Source organism: Bradyrhizobium sp. SEMIA (assembly GCF_014844175.1).
GTDB classification, from domain to species: Bacteria; Pseudomonadota; Alphaproteobacteria; order Rhizobiales; family Xanthobacteraceae; genus Bradyrhizobium; species Bradyrhizobium arachidis.
This window is the reverse complement of sequence record NZ_CP046601.1, coordinates 1176656-1199574: the sequence shown is the minus strand read 5'-3', so window position 1 is coordinate 1199574 and position 22919 is coordinate 1176656. Positions and strand designations below refer to the sequence as shown.

Annotated in this window: 16 protein-coding genes and 2 pseudogenes; 15 read left to right on the top strand and 3 right to left on the bottom strand. The window is 66.0% G+C overall.

The features are described from left to right. Positions 1-67: 67 nt before the first annotated feature. Positions 68-928, bottom strand: coding sequence for an N-acetylmuramoyl-L-alanine amidase (locus FOM02_RS05715; RefSeq protein ID WP_181411701.1), 861 nt, complete (start codon positions 926-928; stop codon positions 68-70). A gap of 448 nt (positions 929-1376) precedes the next feature. On the opposite strand from FOM02_RS05715, the gene rsmH reads away from it, so the two are divergent. The 15 genes and pseudogenes from rsmH to ftsZ all read left to right on the top strand — a co-directional run. Beyond that, positions 1377-2366 carry a 16S rRNA (cytosine(1402)-N(4))-methyltransferase RsmH gene (gene rsmH / locus FOM02_RS05710; RefSeq protein WP_027560637.1) on the top strand — a complete coding sequence of 330 codons (990 nt, stop codon included), beginning with the start codon at positions 1377-1379 and terminating at the stop codon, positions 2364-2366. Between the two features lie 3 nt (positions 2367-2369). Continuing rightward, positions 2370-2762: a cell division protein FtsL gene (gene ftsL / locus FOM02_RS05705; protein WP_027560636.1), complete on the top strand. Its 393-nt coding sequence runs from the start codon at positions 2370-2372 to the stop codon at positions 2760-2762. Then, positions 2759-4510, top strand: a complete 1752-nt coding sequence (locus FOM02_RS05700; RefSeq protein WP_027560635.1) for a peptidoglycan D,D-transpeptidase FtsI family protein — start codon at positions 2759-2761, stop codon at positions 4508-4510. Before ftsL ends, FOM02_RS05700 begins: the two co-directional genes overlap by 4 nt. Before the next feature lie 83 nt (positions 4511-4593). Continuing rightward, positions 4594-6048: a UDP-N-acetylmuramoyl-L-alanyl-D-glutamate--2,6-diaminopimelate ligase gene (locus tag FOM02_RS05695; protein ID WP_027560634.1), complete on the top strand. Its 1455-nt coding sequence runs from the start codon at positions 4594-4596 to the stop codon at positions 6046-6048. Then, on the top strand, positions 6045-7424 hold the full coding sequence (locus FOM02_RS05690; protein ID WP_027560633.1) for a UDP-N-acetylmuramoyl-tripeptide--D-alanyl-D-alanine ligase: 1380 nt from the start codon (positions 6045-6047) through the stop codon (positions 7422-7424). Before FOM02_RS05695 ends, FOM02_RS05690 begins: the two co-directional genes overlap by 4 nt. Before the next feature lie 171 nt (positions 7425-7595). Then, a complete protein-coding gene (mraY, locus tag FOM02_RS05685; protein WP_027560632.1) occupies positions 7596-8699 on the top strand; it encodes a phospho-N-acetylmuramoyl-pentapeptide-transferase in 1104 nt (367 codons plus the stop codon). 10 nt (positions 8700-8709) lie between these two features. Then, on the top strand, positions 8710-10107 hold the full coding sequence (gene murD / locus FOM02_RS05680; RefSeq protein ID WP_027560631.1) for a UDP-N-acetylmuramoyl-L-alanine--D-glutamate ligase: 1398 nt from the start codon (positions 8710-8712) through the stop codon (positions 10105-10107). A 166-nt stretch (positions 10108-10273) separates the two neighbouring features. Further along, entirely contained in the window at positions 10274-11425 is a 1152-nt protein-coding gene (gene ftsW, locus FOM02_RS05675; RefSeq protein WP_027560630.1) for a putative lipid II flippase FtsW, read from the top strand. A 183-nt stretch (positions 11426-11608) separates the two neighbouring features. After that, positions 11609-12698, top strand: a pseudogene (gene murG, locus FOM02_RS05670) (undecaprenyldiphospho-muramoylpentapeptide beta-N-acetylglucosaminyltransferase). 150 nt (positions 12699-12848) lie between these two features. Beyond that, on the top strand, positions 12849-14252 hold the full coding sequence (gene murC / locus FOM02_RS05665) for a UDP-N-acetylmuramate--L-alanine ligase (protein WP_027560628.1): 1404 nt from the start codon (positions 12849-12851) through the stop codon (positions 14250-14252). A 263-nt stretch (positions 14253-14515) separates the two neighbouring features. Then, positions 14516-15433, top strand: coding sequence for a UDP-N-acetylmuramate dehydrogenase (gene murB / locus FOM02_RS05660; protein ID WP_265441495.1), 918 nt, complete (start codon positions 14516-14518; stop codon positions 15431-15433). A 125-nt stretch (positions 15434-15558) separates the two neighbouring features. Next, on the top strand, positions 15559-16545 hold the full coding sequence (locus FOM02_RS05655) for a D-alanine--D-alanine ligase family protein (RefSeq protein WP_027560626.1): 987 nt from the start codon (positions 15559-15561) through the stop codon (positions 16543-16545). Positions 16546-16893: 348 nt separating this feature from the next. Further along, positions 16894-17922, top strand: a complete 1029-nt coding sequence (locus FOM02_RS05650; protein ID WP_027560625.1) for a cell division protein FtsQ/DivIB — start codon at positions 16894-16896, stop codon at positions 17920-17922. Beyond that, positions 17919-19241, top strand: a complete 1323-nt coding sequence (ftsA, locus tag FOM02_RS05645; protein ID WP_027560624.1) for a cell division protein FtsA — start codon at positions 17919-17921, stop codon at positions 19239-19241. The genes FOM02_RS05650 and ftsA overlap by 4 nt, the downstream gene beginning before the upstream one ends. Before the next feature lie 87 nt (positions 19242-19328). Further along, positions 19329-20387: pseudogene (ftsZ, locus tag FOM02_RS05640) on the top strand (cell division protein FtsZ); the annotation flags it as partial. A gap of 58 nt (positions 20388-20445) precedes the next feature. Here the strand turns inward: ftsZ and FOM02_RS05635 are convergent. Beyond that, positions 20446-21624 carry a cytochrome P450 gene (locus FOM02_RS05635; RefSeq protein WP_027560597.1) on the bottom strand — a complete coding sequence of 393 codons (1179 nt, stop codon included), beginning with the start codon at positions 21622-21624 and terminating at the stop codon, positions 20446-20448. 14 nt (positions 21625-21638) lie between these two features. Beyond that, a complete protein-coding gene (locus FOM02_RS05630) occupies positions 21639-22847 on the bottom strand; it encodes an ABC transporter substrate-binding protein (RefSeq protein WP_027560596.1) in 1209 nt (402 codons plus the stop codon). Between the last annotated feature and the right edge of the window lie 72 nt (positions 22848-22919).

Genomic DNA, 22919 nt, shown 5'->3' with positions numbered 1-22919 from the left:
GACGATCGCGCGATCACTTTCAAGCGAACTGCGGAAGGAATTCCTCTCGCGACGGAGCGCAAGCGCGCTACTTCGAAGCCAGCGTGGTCGCTCCGTCCGCCGGCAGGCTCGCCAGCAGCGCCTGCAATGTCGACAGCGTCGAATGATCGGCGACGCCGTCGAGCCGCGCCGGGCGGAAATGGCGCTGGAACGCGGTGATGACTTCCATCGTCGCGGCGTCGTATTTGCCGGTCAACGGCACGCCGTAGCCGTACTTCGCGAGGGCCTGCTGCATGCTCAGCACCGCGTCGCTGATGGTGCCGAGCATCAGGCTCTCGCCGCGCACGACCGGAGCGGGCGTGACCCAGTGACCGACGCCGGAATTGGCCAGCGAATGCCACGGAAACTTCTCGCCGGGATCCTTCTTGCGCGCCGGAGCGACGTCGGAATGGCCGAGCACGCGGTGCGACGGCACTTTTCGGCGCAGCATGATGCCGCGGCACAGCGCGATCACGGCCGCGATCTGGCGCAGCGGAAACTCCGGATAGCCCCAGTCATGGCCACGATTGACGATCTCGATGCCGATCGAGCAGGAATTGACGTCGTCCTCGCCGGCCCATGACGAGACGCCGGCGTGCCAGGCGCGCTTCGTCTCGGGCACGCATTGCACGATGCGGCCGTCCTCCAGCACGACGTAATGCGCCGACACCTCGGTGCCCGCCGTGCACAGCCGCGCCAGCGCGCCCTCGACATCGGGCATGCCGGTGTAGTGCAGCAGGATCATGTCCGGCTGCCGGGTCTTGTTGCGCTCGCCATAGTTCGGCGAGGGAATGATGTCGGAGACGATCGAGGAATCCGGCTCGAACGTCCGCATGTTCGCCGCGGCCTTGGGAACCGGGAGAACGCGTTGACGCTTCGAATCAGACGGTGTTGACGAACCGGACGGCATGGGCAGCTCAGATCGAACGGAGAGTGGGCCAAGCCCTTCTCTTTACTATTCCTTTACCCTCGGCCGTGCGCAATCGCATGGCGCGGTTAACGGATGCATTTTGGCTGGGTGTGTGGATGCAGCATCACCGCCCAGTCGCCCTATCTTACGTCAGACACCTTTTCGACTTGTAACGGGTCGATCAACGCTTTCTTAACGCTGAGGGCCGTTACTGAGGGATGAAGAGCCGACCCGCGTCCGGAGGCGGCCAAAGCGTATTTTGGCTCGAAATCCCATGGCTGCCCGACAAATTCCACTGGGAACTCTGGGTTTGCAGCCCGGGACGACGCGGCTCGGTAACCATGTTGGACTGGGGCTTTGTCGTGGAACCGCCGCGAGCCGGAATTATTCGAGGCGTGATGGGCTGGTTCGCCCCCGATCTGGCATGGTTGTTCGGCAGGCGTTGCGCATGAGCACCGCTCCTCACATTCCCGTGCTCGGCCGCGAGGCGATCGATCATCTCGCGCCCCGCGCAGGCGGGATCTATGTCGATGCCACCTTCGGCGCCGGCGGCTACAGCCGCGCGATCCTCGACGTGCCGGGAACCCGCCTCATCGCGATCGATCGCGACCGCACCGCGATTGCGGGTGGGGCCGAGCTGGTCGAGCGCTTCGCTGGAAGGCTGACGCTGGTTGAAGATCGCTTCTCCAATCTCGCCGAGGTCTGCGCGGCACACGGCATTGAGGCCGTCGACGGCGTCGTGATGGATGTCGGCGTGTCGTCGATGCAGCTCGACCAGGCCGGCCGCGGCTTCTCGTTCCGCCTCGACGGACCGCTCGACATGCGGATGGGGCAGGCGGGCCCGACCGCGGCCGACGTCGTCGCGCGCGCCTCGGAAAGCGATCTCGCCGACATCATCTATCTGTTCGGCGAGGAGCGGCATTCGCGCCGCGTCGCCCGCGCCATCGTCGCTGACAGGCAGGAGACGCCGTTCACGACCACGCGCGCGCTCGCCGATCTCGTCGGCAGGGTGGTGCGCTCAAAACCCGGCGACATTCATCCGGCGACGCGGACGTTCCAGGCGCTGCGCATCTTCGTCAACGAGGAGCTCGAGGAGCTCCAGACCGCGCTCGCCGCGGCTGAGCACGTTCTCAAGCCCGGCGGCCGACTCGTGGTGGTCTCGTTCCATTCGCTCGAAGACCGCATCGTCAAGAATTTCCTCGCCGAACGTTCGAAGACCGGCGGCGGCTCGCGGCATCTGCCGGAGGTGGCGCAAACCGCGCCGAGCTTCCAGCTGCTGACGCGGCGTCCCGTGGTCGCCGGCGAGGAAGAAGTCGCGAATAATCCGCGCGCGCGTTCGGCAAAGCTGCGCGCCGCCGAGCGCACTTCGGCGCCGGCACATCACGACAGCGAGCCGTCGTCCTGGCCAAAGCTCTCCGACGTGATGAGGGGCGGCTAGCGCATGCGCATCATCCACCTCCTCGTCATCGGCGCGCTGATCTTCGCGGCGGCCTATGTCTACCGGATCAAGATGGACTCCACGGCGCGCACCGAGAGGGTGTTGCGGCTGCATGCTGAGATCCGCGAGCAGCGCGACGCGATCGCAGCGCTCCGCTCCGAATGGGCCAAGCTCGATGCGCCCTTGCGCCTGCAGGGCCTCGCCGAGCGGCATCTGCCGCTCAAACCCGTCAACGGTACGCAATATGACTCCCTGAAGAACCTGCCGGAGCGTCCGCCGCGGATGTTCAGGCCGGGCGAGCCGGATCCGATCGGCGCCATGCTCAACACCATCGAAGCCGCGAGCGACCCCGATACCGTGACGGGCTCCGTGCCTCGCCGCGAGGACAAGCAATGAGCCCGGCGACGCCCGCAAAACCAATGCAAAAGACCGAGCCTTGGCGGCAGCGGTTGATCCGCAGCCTGCTCTACGGGCGCAATGTCGACCGTGCCGCGAAAGCGCGCGCGCGCGTCGGCCTTGCGATGCTCGCCTTTACCTCGGTCTATCTCCTGATCGGCGGCCGGCTCGTGATGTTCGCGATCGGCGCCGACGCCCACAGCGCGCGCCGGGCCGCCGCACAGGAGGTGGTCGCGACCGCACGCCCCGACATCGTCGACCGCAACGGCGCGATCCTCGCGACCGACGTCAAGGCCGCGAGCCTGTTCGGCGAGCCGCGCCGCATCATCGACAAGGACGAGGCGATCGAGCTTCTGACCGCCACCGTGCCCGACCTCGACGACGCCGAGGTGCGCGAGCGCCTGTCGGGACGAAAGGGCTTCGTCTGGCTCAAGCGCGAGGTCACGGCGAAGCAGCAGCAGGACATCCACAAGCTCGGCATTCCCGGCATCGGCTTCCTGCGCGAGAACAAGCGCGTCTATCCGACCGGCAACGAGGTCGCCCACCTCATTGGTCTCGTCAACATCGACAACCAGGGCATCGCCGGCATGGAGAAGTGGCTCGACAACCAGGGCCTCGCCGATCTCCACCGCGCCGGCTTTGCCACCGATCGGCTGCAGAAGCCGATCGAGCTCTCGATCGATCTGCGCGTCGAGCACGCGCTGCGCGACGAGCTGTTGAAGGCCAAGGAGAAGTACCACGCCAAGGCGGCGTCCGGCATCGTCTCCAACGTCAAGACCGGCGAGCTCGTGGCCATGGTCTCGCTGCCGGATTTCGATCCCAACAACCCGAAGGAAGCGCACGACCCCGACCGTATCAACCGCCTGACCACGGGCGTCTACGAGATGGGCTCGACCTTCAAGGCGTTCACGCTGGCGATGGCGCTCGATTCCGGAAAGATCAATCTGAACTCGTCGTGGGATGCGCGCGGCAATCTGCACTACGGCAAGTTCACCATCCACGACAGCCATCCGCTCGGCCGTTTCATCAACACCAAGGAAGTGTTCACCTACTCGTCCAACATCGGAGCGGCGCGGATCGCGCTCGGCCAGGGCGTCGAGGCGCACAGGGCGTTCCTCGCCAAGATGGGCCAGTTGACGCGGCTGCGCACCGAGCTGCCGGAGAGCGCGGCGCCGCTAGTGCCGCGGCGCTGGGGTGAATTGAACACGGTGACCATCGCGTTCGGCCAGGGCATCTCGGTGGCGCCGCTGCAGGCGGTGATGGGCATCAATGCGCTGGTGAACGGCGGCTACTTGATTCCGCCGACCTTCATGAAGCGCACCGAAGAGGAAGCGGCGGCGATGGCCAAGCGCGTCATCAAGCCGGAGACCAGCGACAAGATGCGGTTCCTGATGCGGCTCAACGCCGAAATCGGCACCGCCAAGACCGCCGACGTCAAGGGCTACTATGTCGGCGGCAAGACCGGCACGTCCGAAAAGGTCATCAACGGCCGCTATGCCAAGAAGCGGGTGCTGAACTCCTTCACCGCGATCATGCCCTGCGACGATCCGAAATATCAGATCCTGATCATGCTGGACGAGCCGCAGGCGATCCCTGAAACGAAGGGTTTCATCACCTCGGGCTGGAACGCGGTGCCGACCGGCGGCAAGGTGATCGAGCGGATCGCCCCGCTTCTGGGCGTCGAGCCGCGGTTCGACCTGCCGCCGTCCGACCGCCTTATTCTTGCAGCATCCAGGACAACCCAGTAATCAACTGGGGTGGCCATCGCCGGTGCTGATTCGGCTTTTCCTGACGATTCGGCTCTCCGGCGCGGCATGTCGACTGGACGACCATGAAGCTGCGTGAACTTCTAGGCAATGACGCCGCAATCGAGCCCGCCGTCGCGGCGCTGGATGTGACCGGCGTTGCGCTGGACAGCCGCGTGGTCAGGCCCGGCGATCTCTTCTTTGCACTCGCGGGCAGCAAGACCGACGGCGCGCGCTTCATCGATGCCGCGATTGCCGCGGGCGCGGTGGCGGTGGTCGGGGAACATGCACCCGATGGCAGCAAGGTGCCGTTCATTGCGGTCGCCAATCCGCGCCGCGCACTGGCGCTGGCCGCGGCAAGATTCTTCCCTGCACAGCCCGCGACCATTGCCGCGGTGACCGGCACCAGCGGCAAGACTTCGGTCGCCGCCTTCACGCGCCAGATCTGGGAGCGGCTGGGTCATGCCTCCGCCAGCATTGGAACCATCGGTCTTGTCTCGCCGAAGCGCACCGTCTATGGCTCGCTGACGACGCCGGATCCGATCGCGCTTCACCGGCAGTTGGACGAGATCGCGCGCGAGGGCGTGACGCATCTTGCCTTCGAGGCTTCCTCGCACGGGCTCGACCAGTATCGCCTCGACGGCGTGCGCGTCGCCGCCGGCGGCTTCACCAATCTCTCGCGCGACCACATGGATTACCATCCGACCGTCGCGCACTATCTTGCCGCAAAACTCCGCCTGTTCCGCGAGCTGGTTCAGCCTGACGGCGCAGCGGTGATCTCCGCGGATCATGATTGCTCGGCCGAGGTGATCGATGCTGCGAAGTCGCGCGGCCTGCGCGTGATGGCGGTCGGCCGTAACGGCGACGGTGGTGAGGGCATTCGTCTCGTGGATGCGAAGGTCGAGGGTTTCTCACAGACGCTCGCGCTCGAGCATCGCGGCAAGCGCTACGCGGTCCGGCTGCCGCTGGTCGGCGAATTCCAGATCGAGAACGCACTGGTGTCGGCCGGTCTCGCCATAGGCACCGGCAGCGACGCGTCCAATGTGCTCGCGAGCCTCGAACATCTCGAAGGCGCCAAGGGCCGGCTCGAGCGCGTCGGCGAGCGCAATGGCGCGCCGATCTTCGTCGACTATGCCCACAAGCCCGATGCGCTGGCGAAGGCGCTGCAGGCGCTGCGGCCCTATGCGAAACGCAAGTTGATCGTGGTGTTCGGCGCCGGCGGCGATCGCGACGCCGGCAAGCGGCCGATCATGGGCGAGATTGCGGCCGAGAACGCCGACGGGGTCATCATCACCGACGACAATCCGCGCAGCGAGAAGCCTGAAGCCATTCGTGCCGAGATCCTCGCCGCTGCCAAGGGCGCCCGCGAGATCGGCGACCGCGCCGCTGCGATCCGCGCCGCGATCGAGGAGCTGCAGGATGGCGATGCGCTGCTGATCGCCGGCAAGGGCCACGAGACCGGACAGATCGTCGGCGGCGAGGTGCTGCCCTTCAGTGATCACGAGGCGGTCGCCGCCGCATTGACGTCGAGGACAGCATGAGCGCGCCAATCTGGACGGTGGCCGAGGTCGCGCGCGCGCTGGGCGCTGCCGGATCATTTCCGGACACGCCGATCGGCTTCGTCACGCAGGACAGCCGCCTGGTGAAGCCGGGCAGCCTGTTCGTCGCGCTGAGCGGCACGCCGAGCGGCGGCTTCGTCTCGGCCTTCGCCAGCGGGCGCGACGGCTGGGAGTTCGCCGACAAGGCGGAAGCTTCCGGCGCGGTGGCGATGATCGTGCCGCACGAGATCGCGGGCATCCGCATTCCGCAGATCGTCGTGAAGGACACGCTGATCGACGGCCTCTGGGGCCTCGCGCGCGCCGCCCGCGCGCGCTTCCACGGCCCAGTGATCGGCCTCACTGGCAGCGCCGGCAAGACCAGCACCAAGGAATTTCTGGCAGCTTATCCGAATGCCTATGCGAGCCCGGCGAGCTTCAACAATTTCTGGGGCGTGCCGCTGACGCTGTGCAACGCGCGGCCAGATGCCAGCCTCTGGGTCGTCGAGATGGGCATGAACCAGACCGGCGAGATCGCGCGGCTCAGCGAGCTGACGCGGCCGACCGTCGCGCTCGTCGTCAACGTCCAGCCGGTGCATCTGGAGAAGCTCGGCTCGCTCGAAGCCATCCGCCGCGAGAAGGTGTCGATCGCGCTCGGCCTGCCCGAGGACGGCGTGCTGGTGCTGCCTGCCGGCCTCAAGGCGTCCGAATGGAAGGGCAAGGTGGTGCGCTTCGGCGAGCATGCCGAGGTGCACGAGGTCGCGCACGCGCCGCATGGCGAGAGCTGGCAGATCGTCGCCATGATCGGCAAGAAGGAGATCGCCTTCAGCCTGACGCCGGGCGCGCCGCACCGCGTGCACAATGCGCTCGCCGCGCTCGCTGCGATCCGCGCCGCAAACCTCGATGCGGCGACGCTTGCGATCAAGCTCGACCGGGTCGGCATCATGACCGGCCGCGGCGTCGAGCAGGTGGTCGGCGGCGTCACCGTGATCGACGACAGCTTCAACGGCAATCCGGCCAGCGTCGCTGCTGCGCTGCAAAGCCTGCAGGCGCGCAGCATGACCGGCGGCCGCCGCATTGCGGTGCTCGGCGACATGCTCGAGCTCGGCGATGACGCGCCTTGCTATCACACCGGCCTTGCCGAGCATCTCGAAGGCATCGACGGCGTCTATTGCGTCGGCCCCTTGATGCGCCACCTCTACGAGCTGCTGCCGGCAGGAAAAAACCTGGGCTGGCACGACGATCCCGCCACGCTGAAGCCGGCCGAGGTCGCGAACCTGCTGAAGGCAGGCGATGTCGTGGTTGTCAAGGGCAGCAAGAAGATGTTCTGGGTCAACAAGTTTGTGCCGGGCCTAGTGGCCGCCTTGCAGGCAAAGGCGTAAACTGCTTGGAAGGCGCTGTTCCCGAATCCCACCTTTTGCGGCGCGGATCGTTTTCCCAGAGGTCGCCCGACCCATGAAGACCAGCGAATACGCGTGAGGCACGGTGAGTCGAGGTGAAGGGCCGAGAACAAGGTCAAGACCGCGTGCGCAAGGCCCCATAGGACCGTCTGAATGTTTTACTGGCTGATCGAGCTCTCCAACACATTTCCGAGTTTCGGTGCGGTGCGCACCGTCCTGAACGTCTTCCGTTACATCACCTTCCGCACCGGCGGCGCCATCGTCACCGGCGCGCTGTTCGTGTTCCTGTTCGGGCCGTGGATCATCGATCATTTGCGCATCCGCCAGGGCAAGGGCCAGCCGATCCGCACCGACGGCCCGCAATCGCATCTCAGCAAGAAGGGCACGCCCACCATGGGCGGGCTGATGATCCTGTCCGGCCTCACGGTCGGCACCGTGCTGTGGGCCAATCCGCTCAACCCCTATGTCTGGATCGTGCTGGCGGTGACGCTCGGCTTCGGCTTCGTCGGCTTCTATGACGACTACCTCAAGGTGACCAAGCAGACCACGACCGGGTTCGGCGGCAAGCTGCGCCTGCTGATCGAGGCGGCGATCGCGCTGGTCGCCTGCTATGCCTTGGTGCGGCTGAACCGCGATCCCGCCTCGACCGCGCTGACGATTCCGTTCCTGAAGGACACCGTGCTGCATTTCGGCTGGTTCTTCGTCGTGTTCGGCGCCTTCGTCATCGTCGGCGCCGGCAATGCGGTGAACCTCACCGACGGCCTCGACGGCCTCGCCATTGTGCCCGTGATGATCGCGACCGCGAGCTTCGCGATGATCGCCTATCTCGCCGGCAACGCCGTGTTCGCCGACTATCTCCAGATCAAATATGTCGCGGGCACCGGCGAGCTCGCGGTGCTGTGCGGTGCACTGTTAGGGGCCGGTCTCGGTTTCCTCTGGTTCAATGCCCCACCAGCTTCGATCTTCATGGGCGACACCGGCTCGCTCGCGCTCGGCGGCATGCTGGGCGCGATCGCGGTCGCGGTGAAGCACGAGATCGTGCTCGCGGTGATCGGCGGCCTGTTCGTGCTGGAGGCGGTCTCCGTCATCGTCCAGGTGGTCTCGTTCAAGCTCACCGGAAAGCGCATCTTCCGGATGGCGCCGATCCATCACCATTTCGAGCAGCTCGGCTGGACCGAGCCGCAGATCGTGATCCGGTTCTGGATCATCTCGGTGATGCTGGCGCTCGCCGGTCTCTCGACGCTGAAGCTGCGGTGATGGAACCGCGATGATCCCCGCCACATCCTTCGCCGGCAAGACGGTCGCGGTGTTCGGCCTCGGCGGCTCGGGGCTCGCCTCCTGCCATGCGCTGAAAGCGGGCGGCGCCGAGGTGATCGCCGCCGACGACAATGCCGAGAACGTCGCCAAGGCGGCGCAGGCTGGCTTCATCACCGCGGACTTACGCAACGTGTCCTGGGCCAATTTCGCAGCGCTGGTGCTCGCGCCCGGCGTGCCGCTCACCCATCCGGTGCCGCACTGGAGCGTGCTGAAGGCGCGAGAGGCAGGCTGCGAGGTGATCGGCGACATCGAGCTGTTCTGCCGCGAGCGCCGCCGCCATGCGCCGAACGCGCCGTTCGTCGCCATCACCGGCACCAACGGCAAGTCGACCACGACGGCGCTGATCGCGCATCTGACCAAGGTCGCGGGCTACGACACCCAGATGGGCGGCAACATCGGCACCGCGATCCTGTCGCTGGAACCGCCGCGCATGGGCCGCGTCCACGTCATCGAGATGTCGTCCTACCAGATCGACCTCACGCCCTCGCTCGATCCCTCCGTCGGCATTCTGCTGAATGTCAGCGAGGATCATATCGACCGTCATGGCACGATCGAGCACTACGCTGCGGTGAAAGAGCGTCTCGTTGCGGGCGTGCAGTCCGGTGGCACGTCGATCGTCGGCGTCGACGACGGCTATTGCCGCGACATCGCCGACCGGCTCGACCGTGCCGGCAAGAACGTCGTGCGCATCTCCGTCAGGAATCCGCTCGCGAGCGGCATCCATGTCGAGCACGGCACCATCGTGCGCACCGCGGGTGGCGCGCGCAGCGAAGTCGCAAAGCTCGGTGGCATCGGATCGCTGCGCGGCCAGCACAACGCGCAGAACGCGGCTTGCGCGGCCGCTGCTGCGCTCGCAATGGGCATCAGCCTCGATGTGCTGCAAAAGGGCCTGCGCAGCTTTCCGGGCCTTGCGCATCGCATGGAGCAGGTCGGCCGCCGCGGCAATGTGCTGTTCGTCAACGATTCCAAGGGCACCAACGCTGACGCCACCGCGCATGCGCTGTCGTCCTTCGCCGATATCTTCTGGATCGCGGGCGGAAAGCCGAAGGCGGGCGGCATCACCAGCTTGACCGGCTATTTCCCGCGCATCCGAAAAGCCTATCTGATCGGCGAGGCCGCGCAGGAGTTTTCCGGCACGCTCGGCTCGGTCGCGCACGAGATCAGCCAGACCCTTGACGTTGCCGTCGAGCACGCCGCGCGCGATGCGGAGGCATCGGGCCTTAACGATGCAGTCGTGCTGCTGTCGCCGGCTTGCGCCTCCTTCGACCAGTACCGCAACTTCGAGATCCGCGGCACCAAGTTCCGCGAGCTCGTGCAGGCGCTGCCGGGTGTGAAGCCGGTGGTGTGAGGCGCGTAGGATGGGTAGAGCGAAGCGAAACCCATCGCTCCAGCGGAATTGATGGGTTTCGCTTCGCTCTACCCATCCTACAATTCCAATCATCCGCGTTTCCTTAACCCCCCGGTAACCAACCTCGGCGACCAATGGGCGGACCTCTGTCCGAAAGCGGCCGCCCATGCTCTCCCGTGAAGAACGCACCCCCTTCTCCGAGTGGTGGTGGACCGTCGACAAGCCGCTGATGGGCGCCATCCTGGCCTTGATGCTCACCGGCGTGATCCTGTCGCTGGCGGCGAGCCCGCCGGTTGCGACCCGCATCGGGCTCGATCCGTTCCATTTCTTCAGCCGCCATGTGATGTTCCTGCTCCCGTCCTGCCTGGTGCTGCTCGGGGTGTCCTTCCTGTCGCCGCGGTCGATCCGCCGCAGTGCGCTGATCATCTTCGCGGCCAGCATCATCCTGATCGTGCTGACGCTGGCGATCGGCCCGGAGGTCAAGGGCTCGCGGCGCTGGATCACGCTGCTCGGCGTCAACATTCAGGCCTCCGAGATCGCCAAGCCGTCCTTCGTCGTCATCGCCGCCTGGCTGTTCGCGGAATCGACCAAGCGGCCGGAGATGCCGGCGACCTCGATGGCGCTGGTGCTGCTGCTGATGTTGGTGTCGCTCTTGGTGATGGAGCCGGATTTCGGCCAAACCATGCTGATCCTGATGGTGTGGGGCTCGCTGTTCTTCATCGCGGGCATGCGCATGATCTGGGTGTTCGGCCTCGCCGGTGCCGCCGCCGCCGGCTTGTTCAGTGCCTATCTGTTCGTTCCGCACGTGGCAGGGCGCATCAAGCGCTTCATGAACCCGGCCTCCGGCGACACCTTCCAGGTCGATACCGCCATGGAAGCCTTCTACAACGGCGGCTGGTTCGGCCTCGGGCCGGGCGAGGGCATTGCCAAGCGCAGCCTGCCGGACAGCCACACCGACTTCGTGTTCGCGGTCGCCGCCGAAGAGTTCGGCATCATCCTGTGCCTTGCGATGCTGGCGCTGTTCGCCTTCGTCGTCATCCGCACGCTGTCGCGCGCCTATGCCAATGAGGACATGTTCTCGCGCTTCGCGGCGTCTGGCCTTGCGATCCTGTTCGGCGTGCAGGCGGCGATCAACATGTCGGTGAACCTGCAGCTCATCCCCGCCAAGGGCATGACGCTGCCGTTCATCTCGTATGGCGGTTCCTCGATCGTGTCGCTAGCCTATGGCGTCGGCATGATGCTCGCGTTGACGCGGCTGCGCCCGCGCACCGAGGTCGAGGCCAGCGGCCGCGCCGAGGCGATGCGCAGCTACGCGTGACAGGTCTCGTGTCCCGGACCAGCGCAGCGGAGCGCAGAGCCGGGACCCAGAAATGTGGCAGCCATGGGCCCCGGTTCAGCAGCGCACCACGCCGCAAGATGCGGCGCGCTGCGCTGCGCCCGGGGCACGCGCACCGTGTAGCCGGCTCGCAATGACGAAAAAGTCCTTGTAAGACTATTTGCCATGGACACCTCCCCCCTGATTCTTCTCGCCGCGGGCGGCACCGGCGGCCATCTGTTTCCGGCCGAGGCGCTCGGCGTCGAGTTGATCCGGCGCGGCTTTCGCGTCCGCCTCGTCACCGACGAGCGCGCGCTGCGCTATAGCGGGCTGTTCAGCAAGGACATGATCGACGTCGTGGCCAGCGAGACCGCGCGCGGCCGCAATCCGTTTCAGCTCGCTTATGCCGGCCTCACCCTCGCCACCGGCACGCTGTCTGCGTATCGCCTGATCAAGCGCCTGAAGCCGGTCGCCGTCGTCGGTTTCGGCGGCTATCCGACACTGCCGCCGTTGGTCGCTGCAAAGCTCGCAGGCGTGCCCGGCATCATCCACGACGCCAACGCCGTGCTCGGCCGCGCCAACCGGTTTCTGTCGAGCCGCGTCCAAGCCATCGCGACGTCGCTGCCCGGCGTGCTCGATCGCGATCCGGCCCTGGCGGGCAAGACCACGACGGTCGGCACGCCGATGCGGCCGGCGCAGCCGCCGTGCCGTATGTCGCGCCTGAGCCAAACGGCCGCTGCGGCTGCTCGTCGTCGGCGGCAGCCAGGGCGCACGCATCATGGCCGACATCGTGCCCGGCGCGATCGAGCGGCTGGAATCGTCGTTGTGGAGCCGGCTGATCCTAACCCAGCAGGTCCGCGACGAGGACATGAGCCGCGTGCGCGCGGTCTACGACAAGCTCAAGATCAAGGCGGAGCTTGCGCCGTTCTTCACCGATCTGCCGGCGCGGCTCGCCTCCAACCATCTGGTGGTGTCGCGTTCCGGCGCCGGCACGGTGGCCGAGCTCGCCGCGATCGGCCGGCCCTCGATTCTCGTACCGCTGCCGGGCTCGATCGACCAGGACCAGTTCGCCAATGCCGGCGTGCTGGCCAAGGTCGATGGCGCGCTCCGCATCCCGCAGACCGAGTTCACCTCCGACCGTCTCGCGTCCGAGATCTCCGCCTTCGCCGCCGAGCCCGCGCGTCTTGCCGCCATGGCCGCCGCGGCGAAAGGGGCAGGCCGGCTCGATGCTGCCGAGCGGCTCGCCGATCTGGTGGTCAAAGTCGCTGGAATCTGACGCCCGTTCCGCCCCGGAATGGCCAAAAAAGCCCCTTGTCATGCCCCGCGAAAGCGGGGCATCCAGTATACGACGCAGCTGATTTGAATCTCAGGCGTCGCGGAATACTGGATCGCCCGCCTTCGCGGACGATGACCCCAAGGAAACCATATGAGACTGCCGCGCGAGATCGGACCCATCCACTTCGTCGGGATCGGCGGGATCGGCATGAGCGGCATCGCCGAGGTGCTGGTCAATCTCGGCTATACCGTGCAGGGCTCTGACGCCGCCGACAATTACAATCTCGACCGTCTGCGCAAGAAGGGCGCGAAGGTCTCGGTCGGCCATAAGGCCGAGAATGTCGATGGTGCCGAGGTCGTCGTGGTCTCCACCGCGATCAAGCGCGACAATCCGGAACTGATGGCGGCGCGCGAGCGGCGGATTCCGGTGGTGCGCCGCGCCGAGATGCTGGCCGAGCTGATGCGGCTGAAGAGCTGCGTCGCGATTGCCGGCACCCACGGCAAGACCACGACGACCACGATGGTCGCAACCCTGCTCGATGCCGGCGGGCTCGATCCCACCGTGATCAATGGCGGCATCATCAATGCGTATGGCTCCAACGCCCGGCTTGGCGCCGGCGACTGGATGGTGGTGGAAGCCGACGAGAGCGACGGCACGTTCTTGAAGCTGCCGACTGATGTCGCCATCGTCACCAATGTCGACCCCGAGCATCTCGATCACTTCAAAACTTTCGACGCCGTGCAGGACGCGTTCCGAAACTTCGTCGAGAACCTGCCGTTCTACGGCTTTGCCGTGATGTGCATCGATCATCCCGTGGTGCAGACTCTCGTCGGCAAGATCGAGGATCGCCGCATCATTACTTACGGCGAGAATCCGCAGGCCGATGCGCGGCTGCTCGACCTGACCCCGATGGGCGGTGGCTCCAAGTTCAAGGTCGCGTTTCGTGATCGCAAGACAGGGGCGGTGCATGAGATAGCCGATCTCATGCTGCCGATGCCCGGCCGCCACAATGCTTCAAATGCGACCGCTGCCATTGCCGTCGCACGCGAGCTCGGCGTGTCGGACGAGGAGATCCGCAAGGCGATCGCCGGCTTCGGCGGCGTCAAGCGCCGCTTCACCAAGACCGGCGAGTGGAATGGCGTCACCGTGATCGACGATTACGGGCATCATCCGGTCGAGATCGCAGCGGTGCTGAAGGCGGCGCGGGAATCCAGCAACGGCAAGGTCATCGCCGTGGTGCAGCCGCATCGCTACACCCGCCTGCAATCGTTGTTCGAGGAATTCTGCACCTGCTTCAATGATGCGGACGCCGTGGTGGTTGCCGACGTCTATGCCGCGGGCGAAGCGCCGATCGAAGGCGTCGATCGCGATCATTTCGTCGCGGGCCTGCGTGCGCATGGGCATCGCGAGGTGGTGCCGCTGCCGGGAGCGCCGGAGCTCGCGGGTATCGTCAAGGGCCTCGCGAAGTCCGGCGATCTCGTCGTGTGCCTTGGCGCGGGCAACATCACGCAATGGGCCTATGCATTGCCGGACCAGTTGAAGGCGCTGGAGTAGGGCGCGCGGATGTCGAGCCATCATCGATCACCGCCCGTGTGGCCACCCCTCTCCCTAACCCTCCCCCGCAAGGGGGGAGGGAACCCATCCGCCGATGCCTCCCTGACTCTCACAAAGGCTCAGAGGGCAGCTGCGGCGCCAGGGGAGGTGAGCACGCTGGTCGGGCTCCCTCCCCCCGTTGGGGAGAGGGGTAGGTCGCGGGCGCTGACGGACAATGTTGCCCGACGCAGTCTCATCGCAGCTCGCACGTCGGTCAGCACGCCATGAGCTTTCCCGACATCACCCCCTCGCTCAAAGCCGCGATGCCGGACCTGCGCGGTCGGCTGCTCGCCAACCAGTCGCTCGCCGAGCTGACCTGGTTTCGCGTCGGCGGTCCGGCGCAGGTGCTGTTCACGCCCGCCGACGAGGACGATCTCGCTTACTTCCTCGCGCATCTTCCGTCCGACATTCCCGTCTATGTCGTCGGCGTCGGCTCCAACCTGATCGTGCGCGACGGCGGCATTGCCGGCGTGGTGATCCGTCTCGCGCCGCGTGCCTTTGGCGAGGCGACTGCGGATGGCGACATCGTCACCGCGGGCGCTGCCGCGCTCGACAAGCGCGTGGCGGAAGTTGCAGCAAGCGCCAATATCGGCGGACTCGAATTCTACTTCGGTATTCCCGGCACGATCGGCGGTGCGCTGCGCATGAACGCGGGCGCCAATGGCGGCGAGACCAAGGACGTGCTGATCGAGGCGCGCGGCGTCGGGCGCGACGGCACCAAGCACACCTTCTCCAACGCCGAGATGAAGTTCGTCTACCGCAACAGCGGTGTCGATCCCTCCATCATCTTCACCTCCGCGCGCTTCCGCGGCGAGATCAAAGATGCCGAAGCGATCCGCGCGCGGATGGCGGAGGTGCAGACCCACCGCGAGACCGCGCAGCCGATCCGCGAGAAGACTGGTGGGTCGACCTTCAAGAACCCGCCGGGCCATTCCGCCTGGAAGCTGGTGGACGCCGCCGGCTGCCGCGGCTTGCGCGTCGGCGGCGCGCAAGTCTCGGAGATGCACTGCAATTTCCTGATCAACACCGGCGATGCCACCGCGCACGACATCGAGACGCTGGGCGAGACCGTGCGCGAACGCGTGAAGGTGAATTCCGGAATTGAGCTACACTGGGAAATCAAGCGGATCGGGGTTTCATGATCATCGTCATTCCGGGGCTCGCGAAGCGAGAGCCCGGAATCCATACTCACGATCGTGGTTATGGATTCCGGGCCTGCGCCTTGCGGCGCATCCCGGAATGACGAAGCAGATAGGTAACTGAGAACATGCGCATCACCATCCTCTTCGGCGGCTCCAACCGCGAGCGTCTGGTTTCGGTCGCCTCGGCCCAGGCGCTGCATCAGGCGCTGCCCGAGGCCGATCTCTGGTGGTGGGACGTCGAGGACAAGGTGCATGTGGTGCAGTCCAAGCAGCTGCTCGAACATGCCCGTCCGTTCGAGGACGAGTTCAAGCCCGGCACGCGGGGCATCCCGCTGGCGCAGGCGCTCGACCAGGCCAAGGCCGAAGGCCGCGTGCTGGTGCTCGGCCTGCATGGCGGGCGCGCGGAGAACGGCGAATTGCAGGTGATGTGCGAGGCGCGCGGCGTGCCGTTCACCGGCTCGGGCTCGGCCTCCTCGCATCTCGCCTTCGACAAGATCGCGGCCAAGCACTTCGCCGCGCTCGGCGGCGTGACGCCGCCGGCCAACATTGCGCTCGAGACCATCGACGAAGCCTTCGCCGAATATGGTCGGCTGATCGCAAAACCCGCCCGAGATGGCTCGAGCTACGGCCTGATCTTCGTCAACGCCAAACAGGACCTCGTCGCCGTCCGCAACGCCGCCAAGCACGAAGAATATGTGATCGAGCCCTACATCGCCGGCGTCGAGGCGACGTGCGGCGTGCTGGAGCGCCCCGATGGGTCGATCATCTCGCTGCCGCCGATCGAGATCATTCCGGGCGAGGGCAATTTCGACTACGCGGCAAAATATCTTTTGAAGTCGACCCAGGAGATCTGTCCCGGCCGATTCGCGCCCGAGATCACCGCCGCGCTGAAGGAGCAGGCGATGCTGGCGCACCGGGCGATGTCCTGCACCGGCTACTCCCGCTCGGACTTCATCGTCTCGGAGAGGGGCCTCGTCTATCTCGAAACCAACACGCTGCCCGGGCTGACCAAGTCCTCGCTCTACCCCAAGGCGCTGAAAGCCGAAGGCATCGCGTTCGTCGACTTCCTGCGCGGCCTGGTCGAGCTCGCGGAGCGGGGTGCGCGAAAATAATTAGGACTGGTTAACGGCCGAACGGCCGAAATGGCCCGGTTTGGGGTCCAAATCCGGTAAAATGCCGGACATCGCGGCATAAATGCCAGATATCGTGGGGCAAAAAGCATCCCGCGTTAACGAAGTTTACCTTTTGTTTACCAGGACATCCGAAGGTTAACGCTGGCGGCGCATATGGCGTTTTGGCTGCCGGCGCGTGAGCTGTCCTGGTGATGTCACCTCCAGCGAACGCTTTGAACGGGAGAGGTTTCTTCTGCTGAAGACCAGCACCCGGCCCGGCAAGTCCGAGACGTCATGTTCGCCAGGACCCGCGCGATGTCGCGGGCTAACTGTTGACGAGCTCGTGCAATGGATGGTGCAGGAAGCCTCACCCGGTCGCTTTTCAGATCGCTGAGGCCCCAAGCTGACCTGAAGGCGGCCGCTATCGGAGCGGTCGTGCTTCTGCGCGAGTGGGTGCAGGACAAGCGGGCCGAAGCTCGCGCTGCCGCCCAGGACAAGATCAGGACCAAGGCCAAGTCCAAGCCGGTCGTCGAGCGCGAGCCCCCGCCGCGTGTGGTCGCGCTGGTCGAGCGCTATCTGCCGCGCCGGGTCGGGCTCACCATGACCGTGGTGCTGTTGCTCGGAAGCTGCGGCTTCGGCATCGTCAAGGGCGGCCATCTCCAGGATTTCATCACCGCGGTCAGCGATGCCCGCAACGCGCTGGCCAATTCCGCCGGCTTCCGCATCACCTCGGTCGCGATCAACGGCCGCAAGCAGCTCACCCAGGACGAGATCCTCGCGATCGGCGGCGTCAGCGGCCGTTCCTCGCTGCTGTTCCTCGATGCCGACGCGGTGCGCGACAAGCTCAAGGCCAATCCCTGGATCGCTGATGCGACCGTGCTGAAGCTCTATCCGGGCCGGCTGATGATCGACATCACCGAGCGCCAGGCGTTCGCGCTGTGGCAGGAGGCCGGCCGGCTCTCCGTGATCGCCGACGACGGCGCCGTGCTCGAACCCTATGTCTCGCGCCGCTTCCTGGCGCTGCCGCTCGTGGTCGGCAAGGGCGCCGACACCCAGGCGCGCGATTTCCTGGCGCTGCTGGCGCGCTATCCGCAGATCAATTCGGTGACCAAGGCCGCGATCTATGTCGGCGAGCGGCGCTGGAATTTGAGGCTCAAGGACGGCCTCGACATCCGCCTGCCCGAGCAGGACGTCGGCAACGCGCTGGCGATGCTGTCCCGGCTCGACAAGGAGGACAGGCTGTTCTCCCGCGACATCGTCGCCGTCGACATGCGCCTGCCCGATCGCCTGGTAGTGCAGCTGTCCGACGACGCCGCCAAGGCGCGCGAGGAGCAGTTCAAGGACAAGAAGAAGAAAAAGGCCGGGGACGCCGCATGACCGGTCTTGATCGCAACCAGACGCCGAAGACGCGCCCGATGCCGCACAAACGCGGCGGCCTCGTCGCCTGCCTCGACATCGGCACCAGCAAGATCGCCTGCATGATCGCGCGGCTGAAGCCGTCGCCGCCGAGCGACGCGCTGCGCGGCCGCACCCATGCGGTGGAGCTGATCGGCTACAGCCAGATCCAGTCGCGCGGCATGAAGGCCGGCGCGGTGATCGATCTCGGCGAATGCGAGCAGGCGGTGCGCCAGGCCGTCGGGCTCGCCGAGAAAATGGCCAAGGTGCGGGTGGACTCCGTGCTGCTGTCGGTCTCCGGCGGCCGGCTCTCCGGCCAGCTGGTCGAAGCCGCCGCCGACATCCGCGGCGGCGCCGTGACGCCGGCCGATGTCAGCCGCGTCACCTCCACCGGCATGCGCCACGCCACCGGCGAAGGCCGCACCGTGCTGCACGCGCTGCCGGTCGGCTACACGCTCGACGGCGTCAAGGGCATCCGTGATCCCCGCGGCATGGTCGCGCATCAGTTCGGCGTCGACATGAACGTCGTCACCTGCGACGCCACCGTGGCGCGGAACCTGATGCTGGCGGTGGAGCGCTGCCACATCAACGTCGAAGCCATGGCGGCGAGCTCCTATGTGGCCGGTCTTTCCGTGCTGACCGACGACGAGGCCGATCTCGGCGCCGCCGTGGTCGAGATGGGCGCGGGCACCACCACCATCGCGGTCTATTCCGGCGGACGTTTCGTGCATGCGGCCGGTTTTGCGGTCGGCGGGCAACACATCACGATGGATCTCGCGCGCGGACTCTCCGCGACCATTGCCGATGCCGAGCGAATCAAGACGTTATACGGGACCGTCATCACCGGCGGATCGGACTCGCGTGAGCTGATGTCTGTACCGACAGCCGGTGACGAGCAGGATCTGCCGCAGATCGTCTCCCGCGCCACCATCGCCAACATCGTCAAGCACCGTGCCGAGGAAGTCTTCGAAATGGTTCGGGACAAGCTGAAGGATTCGCCCTTCGCCTCAGAGCCCAACGGTCGCGTCGTGCTCTCGGGCGGCGCCTCGCAGCTCACCGGTCTTGTCGAACTCGGCACCCAGATTCTCGGCCGGCCCGTGCGGGTCGGTCGTCCGCTCGGTTTCGGCCGGCTGCCCAACGAGGCGAAGAACGCCGCGTTCGCGGTGCCGGCCGGACTTCTCGTCTACCCTCAATATGTTCACCTCGAACATGTCGAACCGCGGCATACGCGGCAGCAGGTCAAGACAGGGACCGGCGGTTATTTCGGAAAGGTCGGACGATGGCTACGCGAGGGCTTTTGATGACTCATTTCCGCAATTCCCGATTTTCACCAACTCCCGCGGCCACCGGCCGGGGCGAACCCACGCGCGCGTGATCGAGAGGCAACCATGACCATCAGCATCAATGTTCCTGATATTCACGAACTGAAGCCCCGGATCACCGTGTTCGGCGTCGGTGGCGCCGGTGGCAACGCCGTCAACAACATGATCACGGCGGGCCTGCAGGGCGTCGACTTCGTGGTCGCCAACACCGACGCGCAGGCGCTGACGATGTCGAAGGCGCAGCGCATCGTGCAGATGGGCACTGCGGTCACCCAAGGCCTCGGCGCAGGTTCGCAGCCGAACGTCGGCGCCGCGGCGGCGGAAGAGGTGATCGACGAGCTGCGCGACCATCTCTCGGGCGCCAACATGGTGTTCGTCACCGCCGGCATGGGCGGCGGGACTGGCACGGGTGCTGCTCCGGTGATCGCCAAGACCGCGCGCGACATGGGCATCCTCACCGTCGGCGTCGTGACCAAGCCGTTCCACTTCGAAGGCGGCCGCCGCATGCGCACCGCCGAAGCCGGCATCAACGAGCTGCACAAGGTCGTCGACACGCTCCTGATCATCCCGAACCAGAACCTGTTCCGGGTCGCCAACGAGAAGACCACCTTCGCCGACGCCTTCGCGATGGCCGACCAGGTGCTCTACTCCGGCGTTGCCTGCATCACCGACCTGATGGTCAAGGAAGGCCTGATCAACCTCGACTTCGCCGACGTGAGGGCGGTGATGAGGGAAATGGGCAAGGCGATGATGGGCACGGGCGAAGCGTCCGGCGACAAGCGCGCGCTGACCGCCGCGGAAGCCGCGATCGCCAACCCGCTGATCGACGACTCATCGATGAAGGGCGCCAAGGGCCTCCTGATCTCCATCACCGGCGGCAAGGACCTCACGCTGTTCGAGGTGGACGAAGCCGCGACCCGCATCCGCGAGGAAGTCGACCAGGACGCCAACATCATCGTCGGCGCCACCTTCGACGAAGCGCTCGACGGCCTGATCCGCGTCTCGGTCGTCGCCACCGGCATCGAGCAAGCCGCGATCGCCCGCAACAGCCAGGCGACCTCCGCTCCCGTCGCGAACGCCGCGCCGCAGGTGCAGCAGGCTCCTGCCGCTCCGGCCCGCTCGGCGGCGGCTGCGGCTCCGGCGAGGAACTGACACACGCTCATGCCGGATCGTGTGACGCGGCCTAGGCCGCCGTCACCCGGACCGGCATGCTCTCCAGCCCGCGCAGGGAATTGTTGAGCCTGCGTTTCGGCTCTGCCGTGAGCTCGATGGTCTTCACGCGCCTTGCGAGCTCGCCGAAGATCAATTCGCCCTCCAGGCGCGCGATCATCTGGCCGACGCAGGCGTGGATGCCGGCGCCGAAGCCGACATGTCCGGTCGCAACCCGCTCGACGTCGAACTGATCGGGCCTGTCCCATCGCGCGGGATCGCGGTTGGCGGAGGCCATGAACAGCAGCACCTTGCGGTGCGCCGGAATCACGCCGCCGCCGGTCTCGACCTCGCGCGAGGTGGTGCGGAAGAACGTCTGCACCGGTGAATCGTAGCGCAGGCCTTCCTCGAACGCGTTGCGCGCCAGCTCAGGCTTGTGATGAAGCTTGCGGTATTCATCCGGATGCGTTGCGAGCGCGAGCAGGGTGTTGCCGATGCCGTTGACGGTGGTGTCGATCCCTGCGGTGAGGAACGGCCGCACCAGATGCGTTGCCTCGTGCTCGGTGATCTCGCCCTCGTCAGCCGCCTGGTAGATCATCATGCCGAGGCTGTCGGGCCGTAGCGCATCCCGCGCACAACATTCCATGATCCAGCTCTGCGCGGCGAGACCTTCCTGCCGTGACGCCGCGGCTATCTCGTTCTCCGGCCCGAAGCTGTTGAACACGAACGTGCTCCACGCCAGGAGCTTCTCGCGGCCGTCCGGCCGGATGCCGATCGCATCCGGAAACACCTTCATCGGATAGGCTTCGGCAAGATCGGTCACGGCATCGAACGTGCCTTTGTCGATCAACTCCGCAACCTTCTTCTCCGCCTCCCGCTGGAACGTCTCGCGCAGCTTCCTTGCGACGCCGGGAGAGAGCGTGCGGCCGAGCACCCGGCGGCCCTTGTCGTGGTCGGGAGGATCGATCTGGAGCGTCAGCGGTCGTGGCAGCGCCGGATTCATCCCGTGGAGCCCGACGCCTTCGCCGCTGATGAACGTCTGCCAGTCCTTCAGGGCCGGCTCGACCTCGGCATATCCGGCCATCGCCCACACGCCGTATCGCTCCAATTCGAACGCAGGTCCGAGCGCGCGCAACTCCTCATAGGCAGGATAGGGCTCCATCAGGAAGTCAGGCGCAAACGGATCGGCCGGACTGGATGCAATGCCGCTCATGGTCAGCCCCGCTGCTATTGCTTCGTCAGAGGGCACTGGCCTTCGCTCTCGGCGCGGAATGCGTCCTCGCCCTTGATCGTGGCGACGACCTTGAGCAGGTCCCAGCTCGACGTCGATTCCTCGGGCGACTTGACCTGGAGCAGGTAGAGCGGATGGATCTTGCGTCCGTCCTTGCGGATATAGCCCTTGCCGAACAGCGGATCGTCGGTCGGCATCTCCTTCATCGCGGCGACGACGGCCTTGCCGTCCTTGGCGCCGCCGGCCTTGTCGACCGCCTTGAGGTAGTGAATGACCGAGGCATAGACGCCGGCCTGCATGTCGTTGGGATAGGCCTTCGACGGAATCCGTTCGGCGAAGCGCTTTGCGAAGGCGCGCGTGCCGTCGTTGAGATCCCAGTAGAACGGATTCATGATCTGCGCGCCCTGCGCAAACTTCAGGCCGAGCGCGGGAAGGCCGTTCATGCCGAGGATCAACCCGACCAGCTTGTGGTCCTTGGTCAGCCCGAACTCGGCGGCCTGCTTCATCGACGTGATGGTGTCGTCGCCGGCATTGGCGAAGCCGACGACGTTCGCGCCGGAAGCCTGCGCCTGCAGCAGGAACGAGGCGTAGTCGGCCGTTCCCAGCGGATGCCGCACGCTGCCGAGCACCTCGCCGCCGGAGGCTTTCACGGCCTCCGCGGCCTGCTTCTCCAGATCATGACCGAAGGCGTAATCGGCGGTGATGAAGAACCACTTCTTGCCGCCCTGCTGTACGATCGCCTTGCCGAGACCGCGCCCGTAGGCATAGGTGTCGTAGGTCCAGTGCACGGTGTTCGGCGTGCACTTCTCGCCGGTCAGGAGCACCGTGCCGGCGCCCGATCCGACGAACACCTTGTTCTTCTCGGCGCTCATGCCGGCTACCGCAAGCGCGATCGACGAGTTCGGAATGTCGAAGATCGCATCGACGCTCTCGTTCTCGTACCAGCGCCGGGCGATGCCGATTCCGATGTCGGTCTTGTTCTGGTGGTCGGCCGCGACGACCTCGACCGGCTTGCCGGCGGCCTTACCGCCGTAATCCTCGACCGCCATCTTGGCAGCGACGACCGAGCCGATGCCCTGATAGCTCGCGAACGGACCGGACTGGTCGTTGAGGATGCCGATCTTCACCACGTCCTGGGCGAATGCCGGCATGGCGGTCAGCGTCGCGGCCAAAATGCACAATTTGTGCAGGAATTTGCTGTTCATTCTGTCCCTCCCATAGGCGGTCTTGGTGCCGCTGAATAATAGTTATATTTTATAGCTATTTTTGAGAGTGTC